General features: G+C 62.9%; 14 protein-coding genes. 10 read left to right on the forward strand and 4 right to left on the reverse strand.

Annotated features, from left to right (window positions below; translation table 11 throughout):
• Positions 1-152 precede the first annotated feature (152 nt).
• Complete coding sequence (gene ilvD, locus AC1D1N_RS18865) at positions 153-1,997, forward strand: dihydroxy-acid dehydratase (protein ID WP_477350323.1); 1,845 nt, start codon at positions 153-155, stop codon at positions 1,995-1,997.
• 31 nt (positions 1,998-2,028) lie between these two features.
• Here ilvD and AC1D1N_RS18870 read toward each other — a convergent pair whose 3' ends face one another.
• Positions 2,029-3,783 (reverse strand): ABC transporter ATP-binding protein, encoded by a 1,755-nt coding sequence (locus AC1D1N_RS18870; RefSeq protein WP_477350324.1) that lies wholly within the window; start codon positions 3,781-3,783, stop codon positions 2,029-2,031.
• 153 nt (positions 3,784-3,936) lie between these two features.
• On the opposite strand from AC1D1N_RS18870, the gene AC1D1N_RS18875 reads away from it, so the two are divergent.
• The 3 genes from AC1D1N_RS18875 to AC1D1N_RS18885 all read left to right on the forward strand — a co-directional run bounded on the left by AC1D1N_RS18875 (position 3,937) and on the right by AC1D1N_RS18885 (position 7,155).
• The gene (locus AC1D1N_RS18875; protein ID WP_477350326.1) at positions 3,937-5,232 is read left to right on the forward strand and encodes an amidohydrolase family protein; all 1,296 of its coding nucleotides are present in this window, start codon (positions 3,937-3,939) and stop codon (positions 5,230-5,232) included.
• Between the two features lie 297 nt (positions 5,233-5,529).
• On the forward strand, positions 5,530-6,453 hold the full coding sequence (locus tag AC1D1N_RS18880) for a DMT family transporter (protein ID WP_112560632.1): 924 nt from the start codon (positions 5,530-5,532) through the stop codon (positions 6,451-6,453).
• Positions 6,454-6,681: 228 nt separating this feature from the next.
• Positions 6,682-7,155 (forward strand): DUF805 domain-containing protein, encoded by a 474-nt coding sequence (locus tag AC1D1N_RS18885; protein ID WP_436257881.1) that lies wholly within the window; start codon positions 6,682-6,684, stop codon positions 7,153-7,155.
• Positions 7,156-7,165: 10 nt separating this feature from the next.
• On the opposite strand, the gene AC1D1N_RS18890 is transcribed toward AC1D1N_RS18885, so the two are convergent.
• Positions 7,166-8,068, reverse strand: coding sequence for a phosphotransferase family protein (locus AC1D1N_RS18890; RefSeq protein ID WP_112560634.1), 903 nt, complete (start codon positions 8,066-8,068; stop codon positions 7,166-7,168).
• 106 nt (positions 8,069-8,174) lie between these two features.
• On the opposite strand from AC1D1N_RS18890, the gene AC1D1N_RS18895 reads away from it, so the two are divergent.
• Positions 8,175-8,807 carry a class I SAM-dependent DNA methyltransferase gene (locus tag AC1D1N_RS18895; RefSeq protein ID WP_436257883.1) on the forward strand — a complete coding sequence of 211 codons (633 nt, stop codon included), beginning with the start codon at positions 8,175-8,177 and terminating at the stop codon, positions 8,805-8,807.
• A gap of 8 nt (positions 8,808-8,815) precedes the next feature.
• Here the strand turns inward: AC1D1N_RS18895 and AC1D1N_RS18900 are convergent, their stop codons facing one another.
• Both AC1D1N_RS18900 and AC1D1N_RS18905 read right to left on the reverse strand, forming a co-directional pair.
• Positions 8,816-11,269 carry a GcvT family protein gene (locus AC1D1N_RS18900; RefSeq protein ID WP_477350329.1) on the reverse strand — a complete coding sequence of 818 codons (2,454 nt, stop codon included), beginning with the start codon at positions 11,267-11,269 and terminating at the stop codon, positions 8,816-8,818.
• A complete protein-coding gene (locus AC1D1N_RS18905) occupies positions 11,266-12,150 on the reverse strand; it encodes a phosphotransferase (RefSeq protein ID WP_477350331.1) in 885 nt (294 codons plus the stop codon). The genes AC1D1N_RS18900 and AC1D1N_RS18905 overlap by 4 nt, the downstream gene beginning before the upstream one ends.
• A gap of 416 nt (positions 12,151-12,566) precedes the next feature.
• Here AC1D1N_RS18905 and AC1D1N_RS18910 point away from each other — a divergent pair, with 416 nt between their 5' ends.
• The 5 genes from AC1D1N_RS18910 (at position 12,567) to AC1D1N_RS18930 (ending at position 17,060) form a co-directional block, all read left to right on the forward strand.
• A complete protein-coding gene (locus AC1D1N_RS18910; protein ID WP_352555466.1) occupies positions 12,567-13,331 on the forward strand; it encodes a DeoR/GlpR family DNA-binding transcription regulator in 765 nt (254 codons plus the stop codon).
• Between the two features lie 160 nt (positions 13,332-13,491).
• Positions 13,492-14,040 carry a class I SAM-dependent methyltransferase gene (locus AC1D1N_RS18915; protein ID WP_477350333.1) on the forward strand — a complete coding sequence of 183 codons (549 nt, stop codon included), beginning with the start codon at positions 13,492-13,494 and terminating at the stop codon, positions 14,038-14,040.
• Between the two features lie 45 nt (positions 14,041-14,085).
• On the forward strand, positions 14,086-14,703 hold the full coding sequence (locus tag AC1D1N_RS18920) for a DedA family protein (RefSeq protein ID WP_477350335.1): 618 nt from the start codon (positions 14,086-14,088) through the stop codon (positions 14,701-14,703).
• Between the two features lie 80 nt (positions 14,704-14,783).
• Positions 14,784-15,695 carry a LysR family transcriptional regulator gene (locus tag AC1D1N_RS18925; RefSeq protein WP_436257889.1) on the forward strand — a complete coding sequence of 304 codons (912 nt, stop codon included), beginning with the start codon at positions 14,784-14,786 and terminating at the stop codon, positions 15,693-15,695.
• A 210-nt stretch (positions 15,696-15,905) separates the two neighbouring features.
• Complete coding sequence (locus AC1D1N_RS18930; protein ID WP_112560642.1) at positions 15,906-17,060, forward strand: ABC transporter substrate-binding protein; 1,155 nt, start codon at positions 15,906-15,908, stop codon at positions 17,058-17,060.
• Positions 17,061-17,082 lie beyond the last annotated feature (22 nt).

Here is a 17,082-nt window from a genome sequence, read left to right on the forward strand (position 1 = left end):
CGCAATCTTTTTCGCAAACTCTGATTCGTTACGAGAATCTGGCGCATCGCAAAATTGTGGCCATACCAGATTGTGACGTCTATAACGCCTGCGGTCCGAATTCAGCGCCGCGGCGCCGCCCAACGAGCGCAGCCAGCCACCAAGGAAAAAATATGCCTGCCTATCGCTCCCGCACCACCACCCATGGCCGCAACATGGCCGGCGCCCGCGGCCTGTGGCGCGCCACCGGCATGAAGGATTCGGATTTCGGCAAGCCGATCATTGCGGTGGTCAACTCCTTCACCCAGTTCGTGCCGGGCCATGTGCATCTGAAGGACCTCGGCCAGCTGGTGGCGCGCGAGATCGAGAAGGCCGGCGGCGTCGCCAAGGAGTTCAACACCATCGCCGTCGATGACGGCATCGCCATGGGCCATGACGGCATGCTCTATTCGCTGCCGTCACGCGAGCTGATTGCCGATTCCGTCGAATACATGGTCAACGCGCACTGCGCCGACGCCATGGTCTGCATCTCCAATTGCGACAAGATCACGCCTGGCATGTTGATGGCCTCGTTGCGTCTCAACATCCCGACGGTCTTTGTCTCCGGCGGCCCGATGGAAGCCGGCAAGGTGGTGCTGGCCGGCAAGACGCAGGCGCTCGACCTCGTCGACGCCATGGTTGCCGCCGCCGATGACAAGATCTCGGATGAGGACGTGAAGGTCATCGAACGCTCGGCCTGCCCGACCTGCGGCTCGTGCTCGGGCATGTTCACCGCCAATTCGATGAATTGTTTGACCGAGGCGCTCGGCCTGTCGCTGCCGGGCAACGGCTCGACGCTGGCCACGCATGCCGACCGCAAGCGGCTGTTCGTCGAGGCGGGCCATCTCATCGTCGATCTCGCCCAGCGCTATTACGAACAGGATGATGAGAGCGCGCTGCCGCGCAGCATCGCCTCCAAGGGCGCCTTCGAGAACGCCATGACGCTCGACATCGCCATGGGCGGCTCGACCAACACCGTGCTGCACATTCTGGCGGCGGCCCATGAAGGCGAGGTCGATTTCACCATGGAAGACATCGACCGGCTGTCGCGCCGTGTTCCGGTGCTGTGCAAGGTCGCGCCGGCCAAGTCGGACGTGCATATGGAAGACGTCCATCGCGCCGGCGGCATCATGGCCATCCTCGGCCAGCTCGACAATGCCGGGCTGCTCAACCGCGACCTGCCGACCGTGCACACGGCAAGCCTTGGCGAAGCGCTCGACCATTGGGATATTTCCCGCACCACCAGCCAGAACGTTCGCGATTTCTTCCTCGCCGCCCCGGGCGGCGTGCCGACGCAAGTGGCGTTCAGTCAGGACCGCCGCTGGGACGATCTCGATCTCGATCGTGAAAAAGGTGTCATCCGCTCGGCCGAGACGCCGTTCTCCAAGGATGGTGGCCTTGCCGTGCTGAAAGGCAATCTGGCGCTCGACGGCTGTATCGTGAAGACGGCCGGCGTCGATGAATCGATCCTGAAGTTCACCGGCCCGGCGCGCGTGTTCGAAAGCCAGGACGCTTCGGTGAAGGCGATCCTGTCCAACGAAATCAAGGCCGGCGATGTCGTCGTCATCCGCTATGAGGGACCGCGCGGCGGCCCCGGCATGCAAGAGATGCTCTATCCCACGAGCTATCTGAAGTCGAAAGGGTTGGGCAAGGCCTGCGCGCTGGTCACCGACGGCCGCTTCTCCGGCGGCACATCAGGCCTGTCGATCGGCCATGCCTCGCCGGAGGCCGCGGAAGGCGGCACCATCGGACTGGTGCAGGAAGGCGATACGATCGAGATCGATATTCCCAACCGCACCATCCGCCTGGCGGTCAGCGATGCCGAACTCGATGCTCGGCGTGCTGCGATGGAAGCGAAGGGCGCTTTGGCCTGGAAGCCCGAGGAAAAGCGCAAGCGCAAGGTGACGACCGCGCTGCGCGCCTACGCCGCCTTCGCAACCAGCGCCGACAAGGGCGCGGTGAGGCACGTGCCGGAGTGAGGTCTGCGCCAGCCCCCTCATCCGGAAATCCTCACGGCATCAACTGATACTCATAAAGCTTCTGATACAGCCCGCCCTGGTTGAGCAGAGTGCGATGCGCGCCGCTTTCCACCACCTTGCCGGCTTCCAGCACCACGATCGTGTCGGCCTGGTGCACGGTCGACAGGCGATGGGCGATGACGATCGTGGTGCGCCCGACCGTCAGTTGCTGCAGCGCATCGCGGAACAGCGCCTCGGATTCGGCGTCGAGCGCACTGGTCGCTTCGTCGAGCAGCAGGATCTCCGCATTGCGCAGCATGGCGCGCGCGATCGAGATGCGCTGGCGCTGGCCGCCTGAAAGCAGCGCGCCGTTCTCGCCGACCTCCGTCTCATAACCCTTGGCCACGGCGCTGATGAAGTCGTGCGCATTGGCGGCCTTGGCGGCGGCGATCACCTCTTCGTCGGTCGCGTCCTGGCGGCCGAGGCGGATGTTGTGCATCACCGTGCCGGCAAACAGGAACGTGTCCTGGCTGACATAGGCGATCTTCTCCCGGACCGAGGCGAGCGTGGCGTCGGAGATGTCCTGGCCATCGAACATCACCTTGCCGTTCTGCGGGTCGTACATGCGCATGATCAGATTGAGGATGGTCGACTTGCCGCTGCCCGAAGGCCCGACAAGCGCCGTCATCTGGCCGGCGGCAAGCGTCAGGTCCAGTCCCTCGAACACCGGGGAGCTTTCCGGGTAGGCGAAGCTCACATTGTCGAAACGGATCTCGCCCGGCCCGGCCCGCAGCGGCTTTGCATCGGGCTTCTCGGCCAGCGTCAGCGGCCTGTCGGCAAGCTGGAACATCATGCGCACGCCGACAATGCCGGTTTCCAGCGAGATGCGCACGCGCGCCAGGCGCTTGGCCGGCTCGTAGGCCAAGAGCAGCGCTGCGATAAAGGCCATGATGTTGCCCGGCATCTGGCCGCCACCCAGAACCAGGAAACCGCTGACCAGGACAGAGCCGGAAATTGCCAGCCCGGCGAGGGTCTCCATTACCGGGCTGGTGGCGGCTTCCAGCGTCGCGATGTTGTTGGCGCGGTTCTCCACGTCCGACACGGCCTTGTACATGCGCTTGCGCATCGCGCCTTCGAGGCCGAAGGACTTTACCACGCGCACGCCCACCGCCGTTTCCTGCATCACTTGCACGATCTGACCGAGCGAGCGGAATTCCTGCGCGGCAATCTTGCGCACGCGCTTCAGGATGTGGTTGACGCCGTAAATGGCTATGGGGCCGATGACGAAGCAGATCAGGGACAGCGCCGGCTGCTGCCAGACCATCACCCCCACCAGCACAACCATCGTCATCAGGTCGCGCACATAAGATGTAACGACAAGGTCGAGCACGTTGCGCGCCGCCTGCGCATTGTTGGTCATGCGGGTGATCAACTCCGACGACGAGGTCGAATGATAGAACTCGATGCCTTGGGCCAGGATGCGGTCGTAGATCTTGCGCTGCCGGTCGGCGATGATGGCGTTGCCGACCCGGCTCATGAAATAGGCCTGGACGAAGTTGGCGATGCCTTTAAAGACGAAGATCGCCGCGACCCCCCCGGCGATCAGGTTGACGCGGTCCAGCCTCTTGTAGATCACGAATTCATTGGTGATCTCGCGCAGGATCCAGGCGCTGGCGCCCGTCATGGCGGCCACCACCAGCATCGACGCGATCGCGGCGGCATAGCCAAACTTGTGCTCTTGGAAGGATTCCCTGACCAGCCTCGCGATGAGGCGCTGGTTTTCCGTCGAACGGAAGAAGCGAAACAATGGTTGATCCCATGCCTGACTGAGACGAATTTCGGATTCGCCACGGGGGCGACTGGCGGCTTATAGAGCGAGTTGCCGCCGGATGGAACCTTTGGAAAAGAGGGGTGCCCATCAAGACGATAGCGCGCTCAATCTGCAGGGAGATGACGACAGATGGATTTCGACCTTGTTGTGCGCGGCGGAACGCTGCCTGATGGCACTATCGCCGATCTCGGCATTGTCGGCGAGACGATCGTCGCCATCGAGCCAAAGTTGAACGTCAGCGCCGGCACGGCGATCGACGCCCATGGCAATCTGATCTCGCCGCCCTTCGTCGACCCGCATTTCCACATGGATGCGACGCTGTCCTACGGCATTCCGCGCATCAACGCCTCGGGCACGCTGCTCGAAGGCATTTCGCTGTGGGGCGAGCTGAAGCCGCTGCTGACGCATGATGCCGTGCGTGAGCGGGCGCTCGCCTATTGCGACTGGGCGGTCTCGATGGGGCTGCTCGCCATCCGCACTCATGTCGATGTCTGCGACGACCGGCTGCTCGCGGTCGAGGCGCTGCTCGACGTCAAGAAGATTGTCGCGCCCTATATCGACCTGCAACTGGTCGCCTTTCCGCAGGACGGGTTTTATCGCTCGCCGACGGCGCGGCAGAATACGCTGCGCGCGCTCGACATGGGTGTCGACATCGTCGGCGGCATCCCGCATTTCGAACGCACCATGGCCGACGGCACGCGCTCGGTGACCGAACTTTGCGAAATCGCGGCAAAGCGCGGGCTGATGGTCGACCTGCACTGCGACGAGACCGACGATCCGCTGTCACGCCATATCGAGCAGCTTGCCTATGAGACGCAGCGCCTCGGCCTACAGGGCAAGGTGGCCGGTTCGCACCTCACCTCCATGCATTCGATGGACAATTATTACGTCTCCAAGCTCCTACCGCTGATCGCCGAGGCCGGTGTGTCGGCGATCCCCAATCCGCTGATCAACATCATGCTGCAGGGCCGCCACGATACGTTTCCCAAGCGCCGTGGCCTGACCCGGGTCAAGGAGATGCTGGCGCTCGGCATCCGTGTCGGCTGGGGCCAGGATTGCGTGCTCGACCCCTGGTATTCGCTGGGCACCGCCGACATGCTCGACGTCGCCTTCATGGGCCTGCACGTCGCGCAAATGTCGAGCCCGGCCGACATGGCACGCTGCTTCGACATGGTCACCAACGTCAACGCCGCCATCATGGGCCTCGATCATCTCGGCCTCAGCGTGGGCAAGCGCGCCAGCTTCGTTATCCTCGACGCCGGCAACCCGATAGAGGCCTTGCGCCTGCGCGCCGAACGGCTCTGCGTCGTTGCCAGGGGCAAGGTAGTGGCCGAGCGCACGAAGCAGGAGACGCGGCTGTCGATCGCCGGGCGGCCGGGCCAGGTGAACCGCCGGCATAATGCCGCAAGTGCGTCGGCGTCGTAGGCAATCAGGCCGGCCCAACAGGCCATTGCATCTGCTTCACCAAGAAGAACGATGCCTTTGCCGAGTGCCTGCAGCGCATCGACCTCGATCGGCGCGCCGAATTCAGAAGGGTTTCGGCTTTCGATCCCTGGGACAGGCCGATCATCTATCGCCCGATCATCATCCGCCCGCGGCCCAAATAGGCCGGCTTTCCCAGCAAGGTTGCGGATACCAGGAAAGGCATGGAGACAGCCGATTTCCGCCGCTGGTCTTACCGATTTGCCTCGTCAAAGCGGCGACTTGGAGCTAGGGAGCCGCATGGCCCAGTGGCTCGCTCGCAACTTTACGATCAGGAACGTGCTTCTGGCCGGCATTCTCTTGATGCTGGCCGGCGACTTCATGTTTGCGCTGAACGACGCGATGGGCAAATGGCTGGTCGCCTCTTTCTCGGTTGGCCAGGTGGTGTTTATCCGCTCGCTCGGCGCGTTTATCGTGCTTGGCCCGATGATCGCCAACCAGGGCACTGCGAAGCTGTTCCAGATGGAGCGGCCTGTCCTCCAGTCTCTGCGCGTGGTTGCGACAACGGTCGATACCGCTCTGTTCTATGCCGCCGTTGTCTATCTGCCGCTTGCCGACGTGATGAGTTTCTACATGGCCGGGCCGATCTATGTGGCGGCGCTGTCGCATTTCCTGCTCGGCGAAAAGGTCGGATGGCGCCGCTGGGCTGCCATCCTGGTCGGCTTCTGCGGCGTGCTGATCATACTGAAGCCGTCCTCGGCGGCGTTTTCGCTCTCCTCGATGTTCGCCCTGGTCGGCAGCATTGCCTTCGCTTTCGCCATCATTCTCAGCCGCCGCCTGCGCGGCACCAGCGACACCACGCTGGTCACCTGGCAGACGATCGGCACTCTGCTGGTCGGCGCCGTGATGACCATCGGTGCCTGGCGCACGCCCTCGGCGCTCGATTTCGGCGCTATGCTCTTGCTCGGCATCGTCTCCTGCAGCGCCCATCTGATGATCACCAGGGCGCTGAAGCTGGCGCCTGCCTCGACGCTGGCGCCGCTGCACTACAGCCTGCTTTTGTGGGCGGTGATCTTCGGCCTGGCTTTCTTCGGCGATGTGCCAGGCCCGCGCATCCTGATCGGCTCGGCCATCGTCGTCCTCGCCGGCCTGTTCATCTTCCACCGCCAAAAGGTGGTGGAGACCGTGGTGCCGCCGGAGAACGTGCCGAAGGGCGTGAACTGAAGCGGCAAGCGTAAAGCGCGTCGAACGGTACCGTTTTGAAGCGAGACGCTTTAGCATTTGATAATAATACGATTATCGCGCAGAATCACTGAAGTGTTCTGTCAAAAATTTTCGGTATTTACATCGATATCTTGCGGAGTAGATTTCCTGCCGGGCGCAATCCCGGATTGATTCTTGGCGGGAATAGGCCAAGACCAATATCTCCGGGGAACTGTGATTGGGGGGGTAATGGGTAGCTTTTCAATATGGCATTGGCTGATCGTTTTGGTCCTTATCGGCCTGCCATTGATATTTGTTTTAAGAGCCCCGCCAGCTGGTAGCAATCGCTTCGGAGACATACCGCCTCCTATGAGTTTTACGGAAGCTATTTCGAGCTTTTTCCAAAATTATGTAAATTTTTCCGGCAGGGCCAGTCGCTCGGAGTTCTGGTTTGCCTACCTTTTCCTTATCATTGTCGGTATCGTTGCGACGATACTTGATCTTGTTGTGAACAATGAAATCATCTCTTCGATTTGGAATCTCGCCGTCCTCTTGCCGACACTGGCCATGACCACGCGCCGGCTGCATGACATCAATAGAAGCGGTTGGCATCAGCTCCTTGCACCATTATTCCCCATCGGCACCATCGCGCTGATCGTCTGGTACTGCAAAAAGTCCGACGATACAGTGACGATGAGTGAAATAGAGCGGGTCTTCAAATAGAGGCCGACGTCTAGCCCGCGCGCACAGCTGCAAGATGGCGTGAAAACTCAGGCGTCTCCATCAGCGCCTTGCAGCGGGCGAAACGGCCGTCGGCATAGGCACGGAAATCCTCGACCGGATTGTTGTTGGCAAGCTGGATCAACCCCCACAGCGTCCACAACAGGTCGCACATCGCCTTGTAGATGACGACGCGGCCGCGTTCGGCCGGCTTTGCCTCGCCGCCGAAATAGGCGCGCATCATCTCTTCTTCTTGCGCAGTGTCGAATTTGCCTTCAACGCTGAGGTCGCCGAGATCCCAGAGCGGATCGTTCATCCCCGAATATTCCCAGTCGACGATCCACATCCGCTCGCCCGTATCGAGAAAATTCTCGCACAGCGGGTCGCAATGGCAGGCGGCAAGCGGCAGCTTGTGAGCGGCAAGGGCAGCACGCACGGTTTCGGATTCGCGCACGACGTCGTGGTAGCCGGGAGGCAAGGCCACGTCCTTGGTCGATAAGACCTTGAGGTAGTCGTCGATCATCGCAAACAGCTCGAAGCGGAACGGAAACACTGCGCCGGACGCGTGCAGCTTGCGAAAGGCTTCGCCTGCGCGGGCCGGGCTGCCGGCGCGCAGCTTGAACTTCTCCGGCGACATCGTCTCGGCGCCGGCAACGAAGCGGCTCGCCATCACGCCCGTCTTGGGGTCGACATGCAGCACCTCGGGACTGACGCCGGCTTTGGCCGCCTCACGCGCCGCCACCGCTTCATTGGCGCGGTTGATGTACTCGTCGGTGCCTTTGCCGGGGATACGCAGGCAGATATCGCCGGCCCGGAAGACGAGATTGGTCATCCCGCCCAGCCGCTCCAGCGGTCCGTCATAGCCGGCCAGTGCCGGAATCGCCGCAAGTGTTGCGCGTACCTCGTCCATCCCCATGCCTGTTGCCCCTGGCGTGTTATTTCTCTCGATAACGGTTCCACAGTTTTCGCCGTTTGGCTATCATCGGTTCGAGGGTGAGCATCGAGCTGGCGGAGAAACAGCGATGGCGGGAAACAAGGATCATGGCGGGCTCGGCGCCGCCTATGCGGCGCAACGGCCCGAGGACGTGGCCGCGATCTATGATAACTGGTCGGAAACCTACGATGCCGACATGTCGGCCGCCGGCTACCGCCACCCAACGATCTGCCTGGCCCTGCTCGCCCGCCATCTGCCGCGCGGCGCCGCCCCGCTGCTCGATGCCGGCGCCGGCACCGGGCTGATCGGCGAATGGCTGGCCATTACCGGCTACCCCCAGGTCGAGGCGCTCGACATTTCGCAGGGCATGCTCACCAGGGCGGCGGCAAAGGGCGTCTATTCGGCGCTGCATTGCCTGGCGCTCGGCGGCCCGCTGCCCTTTGCCGACAATGCCTATGCCGGCATCGTCTCGGCCGGCGTCTTCACCTCCGGCCATGTCGGCGCTGACGGGCTGGACGAACTGATCCGCATCTGCCGGCCGGGCGGCGTCATCGTGCTGACGGTCAAGAACACGCTGTGGAACGCCGGCTTTGCCGAACGCATCGCTGCGCTCGAGGCTGAGGGCAGGGTCGTTCGCGCCGAGGAGACTGCGCCCTATGTCTCGATGCCCGGCGAGGCGGATACGGTGCCCAGCCGCGGCCTCGTGCTGCGCATGAGCTGATCCAGGATCTATGCCTTGATCTTGCTCATCGCCGGATCGTACATCGGCTCGAGATGGATTTCGGCCGGCGTCCGCTCCATCGCCACCACCAGCTCATAGTCGCCTGAGCTGAGGAAGTCGTCGCTGACGCCGTCGGCATTGCGGACATAGCCATAGCCGATGTTCTTAGCCACCGTGTAGCCATAACCGCCGCTGGTGAGGTAACCGACCGGTTCGCCATTGCGCAGAATCGTCTCGCGCCCGACCAGCACGACATCGGGATCATCGACAGTGAAGCCGGCAAAGCGTTTCTTTAACGCCGCGCCATTGACCTTTTCGAGTGCCCGGCGGCCGACGAAATCGGTGTTCTTCCTCAGCTTCACCGCCCAGCCGAGGCCGGCTTCCTGCGGCGTGTCGTTGGGCGTGATGTCGGAACCCCAGGCGCGATAGCCCTTCTCCAACCGCAGCGATTCCAGCGCCCGGTAGCCGACCGGGCGGATGCCGTGCGGCTCGCCCGCCGCCATCAGCGCATCGAAGATTTCGCCGGTGGCGGCGATCGGCACATGCAACTCCCAGCCAAGCTCGCCGACATAGGTGACGCGCAGCGCCCGGATTGTGTGATCAGCGATCCCGATCTCGCGCACATGGCCGAATGGGAAGGCGGCATTCGAGACATCCGTCTCGGTGACCGCCCCAAGCACGTCGCGGGCGCGCGGCCCCATCAGCGACAGCGTGCCGAAATCCTCGGTGACATCTTTCAACGTCACGTCGAGTTCCTTGCCGACATGGTCGCCGATCCAGGAAAGGTCGTGCGTGCGGAAGCCGGTGCCGGTGACGATGTAGAATTTGTCCTCGGCGAGCCTGGCCACCGTCAAGTCGGCCTCGATGCCGCCGCGCGTGTTGAGAAGCTGCGTATAGGTCAGCCGTCCCATCGGCTTGGCGACATCGTTGGCGCAGATCCAGTCCAGCGCCTTTTGTGCGTCCGCACCCGTCATCTCGTATTTGGCGAAGGAGGACTGGTCGAAAATACCGACCTTTTCGCGCACATGCCGGTGCTCGTCACCGACCGCTGAGAACCAGTTCTGCCGGCCCATCGAATAGATATCTTCAGGCTTGGTGCCCTCGGGCGCAAACCAGTTCGGCCGCTCCCAGCCGAGCTTGGAGCCGAAGACGGCGCGGTGAAGCTTCAGCCGGTCGTAGAGCGGCGAGACGATGCGCGGCCGGCCCGAGACGTACTCCTCATGCGGGAAGCCGATCGTGTAGTGCTTGCCATAGGCTTCCAGCGTGCGGTCGCTGACCCATTGCCGGTCACGGTGCAGCCCGGAAAAGCGCCTGATGTCGACCACCCAGAGGTCGAGCGGCGCCTCGCCATCGACCACCCATTGCGCCAGCACCCAGCCGGCGCCGCCACCCGACGCAATGCCGAAGGCGTTGAAGCCGGCGCCGACGAACATGTTGGCGCATTCGGGCGCGACGCCGAGGATGAAACTGCCATCCGGCGTAAAACTTTCCGGTCCGTTGATCATCTGCTTGACGCCGGCCCGCTCCAGCGCCGGCACGCGCGCGATCGCCTGGCTCATGTGTTGCTCGAAGTGATCGTAATCGTCGTCGAACAGGCGGAATTCCCACTCGTCAGGCACATCGCCGCCGGGCAGGCCGGTCGCCCAGGCCTGCGGGTTCGGCTCATAGCCACCCATCACCAGCCCGCCGACCTCTTCCTTGAAATAGGTGCGGCGGTCGGGGTCGCGGATGGTCGGCGCGTCGGTCGCCAGGCCGTCGATCTTCTCGGTGATGATGTACTGGTGCTTGACCGGCTGCAGCGGTACGCTGATGCCGGCCATCGCGCCGACCTGGCGTGCCCATTGCCCGGCGCAGTTCACCACTTTGTCGCAGGCGACGTCGCCCTTGTTGGTCTTCACAGTGGTGATGCGCCCTTCCTTCATGTCGAAGCCGGTGACGCGGACATCCTCGAACAGCTTCGCGCCATGCATGCGCGCGCCCTTGGCCAGCGACTGCGTGATGTCGGAGGGGCTGGCCTGGCCGTCGGTCGGCAGCCAACTCGCGCCGACGAGGTCGCTGGTCTCCAGCAGCGGCCACATCTTTTTCACCTCAGCCGGTGACAGCAACTGCATGTCCATGCCGAAGCTTTTTGCTGTCGTCGCCAGCCTTTTGTATTCGGTCCAGCGGTCGGCGTTGGCGGCAAGCCTGAGGCACCCGGTCATCTTCCAGCCGGTGGCGAGCCCGGTCTCGGCCTCCAGCCCCTTGTATAGCTCGACCGAATATTTGAGCACCCGGGTGATCGAGGCCGACGAGCGCAGCTGTCCGACCAGCCCGGCCGCATGCCAGGTCGAGCCGGAGGTCAGCTTGCCCTGCTCCAGCAGCACGACATCGGCCTTGTGGTCGCGCGCCAGATGATAGGCCGTCGAACAGCCGATAATGCCACCGCCGATGACGACGATGCCGGCTTGCGTTGGCAAGGTCATGGCTGTGTTCCGTATTTCGTGCGGTAATTGTCCAGCGCTGCGTCGAGCCGCGTCAGGTTCTCTGCGGTATAGGCGACGTAGTCGATGCCGGGCGCATCGAGATAAAGCTCGGAAACCATGCTCCACATCGCCTCGCGCAACAGCGACGCGCATTGCATGGCCGCATGAGAACGACGGATCGCCTCGTCCGGCTCGCGCATGAAATAGGCGGTGAGGAAGGCGAAGGACTCGGCGTCGCTCATCTCGGCATTGGAGGCAACGCCGGCAAGGTCGAACATCGCGGTGTTGAAGCCGGCATATTCGAAGTCGATCAGCCATAGCCTGTCACCGTCGTCAAGAATATTTGCCGGCAAAAGATCGTTATGGCCGAACACGATCGGCAGCAGTTTCTGCGCCCGCTCCAACTCGTCGGCCAGCGCCAAAAGCCGTGGCAGCTCGTCGCGCTTGCGGCTGCCGCCTTCGCTCAGTGTGCGCGCATAGTCGCGGATGACATGGAAGACCCAGAACATGAAGCCGGCGCCGGAGATGTGATTGGGCATCTCGCGATGGAATCCGCGCATGAGCGCGGCCACCCGGCCGATATTGGCGCGCACGTCTTCTGCGACATAGGTTTTTGCGCCGAGGAATTCCGTGACCATGATGCCAGGTTCAGAATATCGAACCGCCGGCGCGAAGCCCGCTTCATGCGCAGCCCGCGATGTCATTACCTCGCGGTCGCGAAAGACGTGGTGGAACGGATAGTCCTGGCCGAGACGCACGACGTGCCGCCCGGCCGCGTCCCTGACCAGGTAGTTTGCGTTGCTGAGGCCGCCCGGCAGCGGTGCAATGTCGACGCTGCCGTTCCAGCAGGGCAGGGCCCGGATGCGATCTTCAGCAGTCACGGGCCACCCCTGATTTGGCGGAGCTTCGACAAGGCGGCGCCCCGCGCAAAGAGGGTTGGGGGAACGCAAAAATCTCGTCGGTGCGGGACGCCGGGACTCTCCCGCGCCGCACCGACGAGCCCCTTTGGCCAGGTTTTGATACCCGGTCTCCGCCCCCGCGGATTTGAAAAGCCTTTGTGCCAGATCAATCCCAGACGGTCTGGCCAGACGGTCCGGTCCGTGAATTGCGGCTCTGCCATCACCCTCCTGTGGCAGTTCCGAAGCCTGTCACGCCATCAATGTCACGCCAGTGCCGCCCGGGTGTCAATCAAATGTTGTGACTTTTTTTGGGTGTTTTGCCCGAAATCGCCTGCAATTCCTTTAAAAACGTCTGTATTGCCCTAAAACCGGGCAGATCGCAGAATTCGAGAGGCCACATGATCCATTCGAAACGGCATGGCGAAATCCTCCGCCTCCTGAAGGAAGAGGGTACCGTCACCATCGCCAGCCTGGCGGACCGGCTGGGGGTCTCGCTTGAAACCGTGCGCCGTGATGTCAAGCCGCTCACCGGCAATGGCTCGGTGCTGAAGATGCATGGCGCCATCGGCCTGCCGTCGATGGCCGGCGAGGCGCCGTTCGAACGGCGCATGCGCGACAATGCCGAGGCCAAGCGGCTGATTGCCCGCATGGTCGCCGCCACTATCCGGGACGGCGAGTCGGTGATGCTGGACACCGGCACAACGACCTCGTTCCTGGCCCGCGAGCTGCTTGGCCACCGACGACTGACGGTGGTCACCAACTCGTCCGACATCGCCCGCACGCTGGCCACGGTCAACGGCAACAAGGTCTATATGGCAGGCGGCGAGCTGCGCAGCGATTCCGGTGCAGCCTTCGGCGCCTCGGCCATCGACTTCGTCAGCCGCTTCTCGGTCAGCCACGCGGTGATTTCGATCGGCGCGGTGGACGCTGCCGCGGGGCTGGCGGACTATGATCTGGAGGAGGCGGAGTTCGCCCGCATGGTGCTGTCGCGCGGCCAGCGCTCGCTGGTCATCACCGACCACACCAAATTCGGCCGCCAGGGTCTGGTCCAGGTCTGCGGCTTCGACGGTTTTTCCGAACTCGCCACAGACCAGCCGCCGCCGCGCGACATTGCCGCTGCCCTGGCGGAGGCTGGTGCACGCCTTAGCATCGCAGCCGCCTAGCGAATTCTGATCCCCCGAGCACCGGAGAGCGGAGCGCGTTTCCCGACAAATCTTTCGCTCAAGCCTGCGCCTCGCAATGTTCATGCAATCCGGTCGCGGCAAACAGCGCCTCATCGAAAGGCGGGTCAGGCGAATCGCCCGCATCAGCAGTGAGGTCACCATGTCTGCAAACGACGCTTTGTCTTTCCTGATGGCGTGGACGCTGGCGCCGCTCCGCAGCGGTTCGGTCACACCCTCCAGTTCCAGTCTCGCTGCTCCGATCACGCGCGAGATCGGTCCCGAGACCGGTCAGGTGTTGGAGCTTGCACCGGGCACCGGCCCATTCACGCAGGCGCTGCTGGAGCGCGGTGTCAGGGAGCAGGATCTAACGCTGGTCGAAGCCGACCCAGACTTTGCCTCGCTTCTGACGCGGCGCTTTCCCGCCGCGCGCATCTTCGAGATGGATGCGGTTGGTATGCGCCATCCGCCTCTGTTCGACGGCTCGGTGGCCGGCGCCGCCATCAGCAGTCTGCCGTTTCGGCTGATGTCACCGCGCAAGGCTTTCGCTATACTGGAAGGCGTGTTCGGCGCTCTGCGGCCGGGCGTGGCCCTTTACCAATACACATTGGGCAGCCGCTGCCCTTTCGACCAGACATTGCTCGACAGGCTTGACCTGGAAGCGACCCGGCTTGGCCGCACCTTCCGCAACTTCCCGCCGGCGACGGTGTAAGGTGTCCAGGATCAAGAACCTCAAAACCTATGACTGGCGTTTCTCATGACCGATCCGCTGTCGGCGATCCTGGGCCTCGGGCTGCTCGGCGTCGCCTGCCTCGCTTTAACCGAAAAGATTCTGCCGGTGCCGCCCTCGCACGTGCTGCTGCTGTTCCTCGGCATGACGGCAGCCCCTGATCTATCGAGGCTGACGGTCCTGCTCCTGGTGACGACGCTGTCCGCCATCACGGGCTGCCTTGTCTGGTATGGAGTGGGCCGTCGCATTGGACTGGATCGCGCTGACAGGCTGGTCGAGCGCTTCGGCAAATATGTCTGCCTGCGTTATGCGACCTATTCCAGGCTCGGCGAGGCCTATCGCCGCCATCATGTCAGGGTCTCCTTGCTGGCGCAGTTCATTCCGACGGTGCGCAACTACCTGCCGATCGCGGCCGGCGCGCTCCGCCTGCCGCTCTTGCCCTTCGTGGCGACGACGCTCCTCGGCGCCACTTTGTGGAACACCGGCTTTCTCATCACCGGCTACCTCATGCGCGGCAGCGGCCGGGATTCCTATGCCATCGGCTTTCGCATCATCGTCATCGTGGTGGCGCTGGAAGCGACCTTCATGCTTGCCTTGCGTTATGGCTCGGCGTGGCGGCGACGCATCAGGCTGTTGTTCGGCTGAGCGCACCGCGCCAGATATCCTGCTAGGGATAAGCCCGGCGCCGGCTTTCCTTCCCTGCTGCGCCGGTGTTTAGTCCGGCCATGGCCTTCACCATCCGCCAGTTGCAGTTCTTCATTGCCGTCGCCGAGCAGGGCACGGTGTCAGGCGCGGCACAAAACCTCTCCATCTCGCAATCCTCGGTCACCGAAGCGATCAAGGAACTGGAAAGCGATCTCGGCGTCGAACTGTTCGAGCGCCATCCGCGCGGCCTCAACATCACCCACAAAGGCCACCAGTTCTTGCGCCATGCCACCAAGATCCTGGCCGACGTCTCCGATGCGCGCCGGGCTTTCTCCGACGAACAGGTGGTGGCTGGCGGACGCCTGCAGCTCGGCGTCACCTCACTGGTCGCCGGCTATGTGCTGTCCGACCTTCTGGCGCGCTACCGCCGCGCCTATCCCGGCGTCGATGTCTCGGCCATTGAAGACAATGGCGACTATCTCGAGCATCTCCTGATCGGCGGCAAGCTCGATATCGCCGTCATGGTCACCTCCAATTTGCGCGACCGCACGGCGCTGCAGTCGGAAATCCTCGAAGTCTCGGCCTACCGGCTGTGGGTGCCGCTCAGCCACAAGCTGGCCAGCGCCGACATTATCGGCATTGGCGACATTGCCGGCGAACCGCTGATCATGCTCACCGTCGACGAGATCGAGGAAAGCACCGGCAAGCTTCTGGCGGCGATCGGAGCCAAGCCGCATGTCGCCTTCCGCACCCGCTCCGTGGAAGCTGTGCGCAGCCTCGTCGCCACCGGCGCCGGCGTGGCGCTGCTGCCCGACCTCGTCTATCGGCCATGGTCGCTGGAAGGCGACCGCATAGAATCGCGTGATATTTCAGGCACTTTGCCGGTCGTCCAGGTCGGCATGGTCTGGCGCCGCGGCTCCAGCCTGCCGCAGGCGGCGCGCGACTTCATCGGCCTTGCCCAATCGCAGCGGACGGTACGCCAGCAGCGTTGATCGGATGTGCAGCTATCTATCGGAAAAACCGATATCGTGTTTCTGATAAATCAATTTGCGAAACCGGAATTTTCCAAGCACTTTTCATTTCAGGGACCGAACCGCCGCTAGAGCGGTAAGTGTCCATCGGACGAACTGACACTTTTCAGCCTGCGGCTGACCGCAGCGAAGACCGGCTTCGCAGTCAGGCGCCAAAATGGGAGATTGACGATGAATTCATTTCTGAAGACGTGCACGGCTTTGACGGTCGCGCTGACCTTTTCCGGTCAGGCCGTCGCCCAGGTCAAGGAGCTTGGCAAGGGCGAAGGCGAGGTCAGCATCGTTGCCTGGCCCGGCTATATCGAGCGCGGCGAAACCGACAAGGGCTATGACTGGGTGACCTCCTTCGAGAAAGAGAGCGGCTGCAAGGTCAACGTCAAGACCGCCAACACGTCCGACGAGATGGTCTCGCTGATGAATGAGGGCGGCTTCGATCTGGTCACCGCTTCGGGCGATGCCTCGCTGCGTCTCGTTGCCGGCAAGCGCGTGCAGCCGATCAACACCGATCTCATCCCGAGCTGGAAGAGCGTCGACGACCGGCTGAAGGATGCGCCCTGGTTCACCGTCGATAAGGTGCATTACGGCGTTCCCTATCAGTGGGGCCCGAACGTCCTGATGTACAACACCGATGTCTTCAAGGAGGCGCCCAAGAGCTGGAACGTCGTCTTCGAGGAAATGAACCTGCCCGACGGCAAGTCGAACAAGGGCCGCGTCCAGGCCTATGACGGCCCGATCCACATTGCCGATGCCGCCAACTACCTGATGTTCCACAAGCCGGAACTCGGCATCAAAGACCCCTACGAGCTGAACGAAGACCAGTACAAGGCGGCGCTCGAATTGCTGCGCGTCCAGCGCACGCTGGTCGGCCGCTATTGGCATGACGCCGCAATCCAGGTCGACGATTTCCAGAACGAAGGCGTCGTCGCTTCGGGTTCCTGGCCATACCAGGTCAACACGCTGGTCGCCGCCAAGAAGCCGGTCGCCTCGACCGTGCCGGAAGAAGGCGTCACCGGCTGGGCCGACACCACCATGATGGAGGCCGACGCCGCGCACCCGAACTGCGCCTATATGTGGCTCGAACATTCGCTGTCGCCCAAGGTGCAGGGCGATGTCTCGGCCTGGTTTGGTTCGTTGCCGGTAGTCCCCGCTGCCTGCAAGGGCAACGAGCTTCTGACCGACGAAGGCTGCAAGACCAACGGCTACGACAATTTCGAAAAGATCAAGTTCTGGAAGACCCCGGTCTCGAAGTGCGCCACTCAGAACGACCAGTGCGTGCCCTATTACCGCTGGGTGTCGGACTATATCGGCGTCATCGGCGGACGGTAATTTCGCCTTTACCCTCCCCCTT

The sequence above is a fragment of the Mesorhizobium sp. P2_B5 genome (assembly GCF_056404775.1).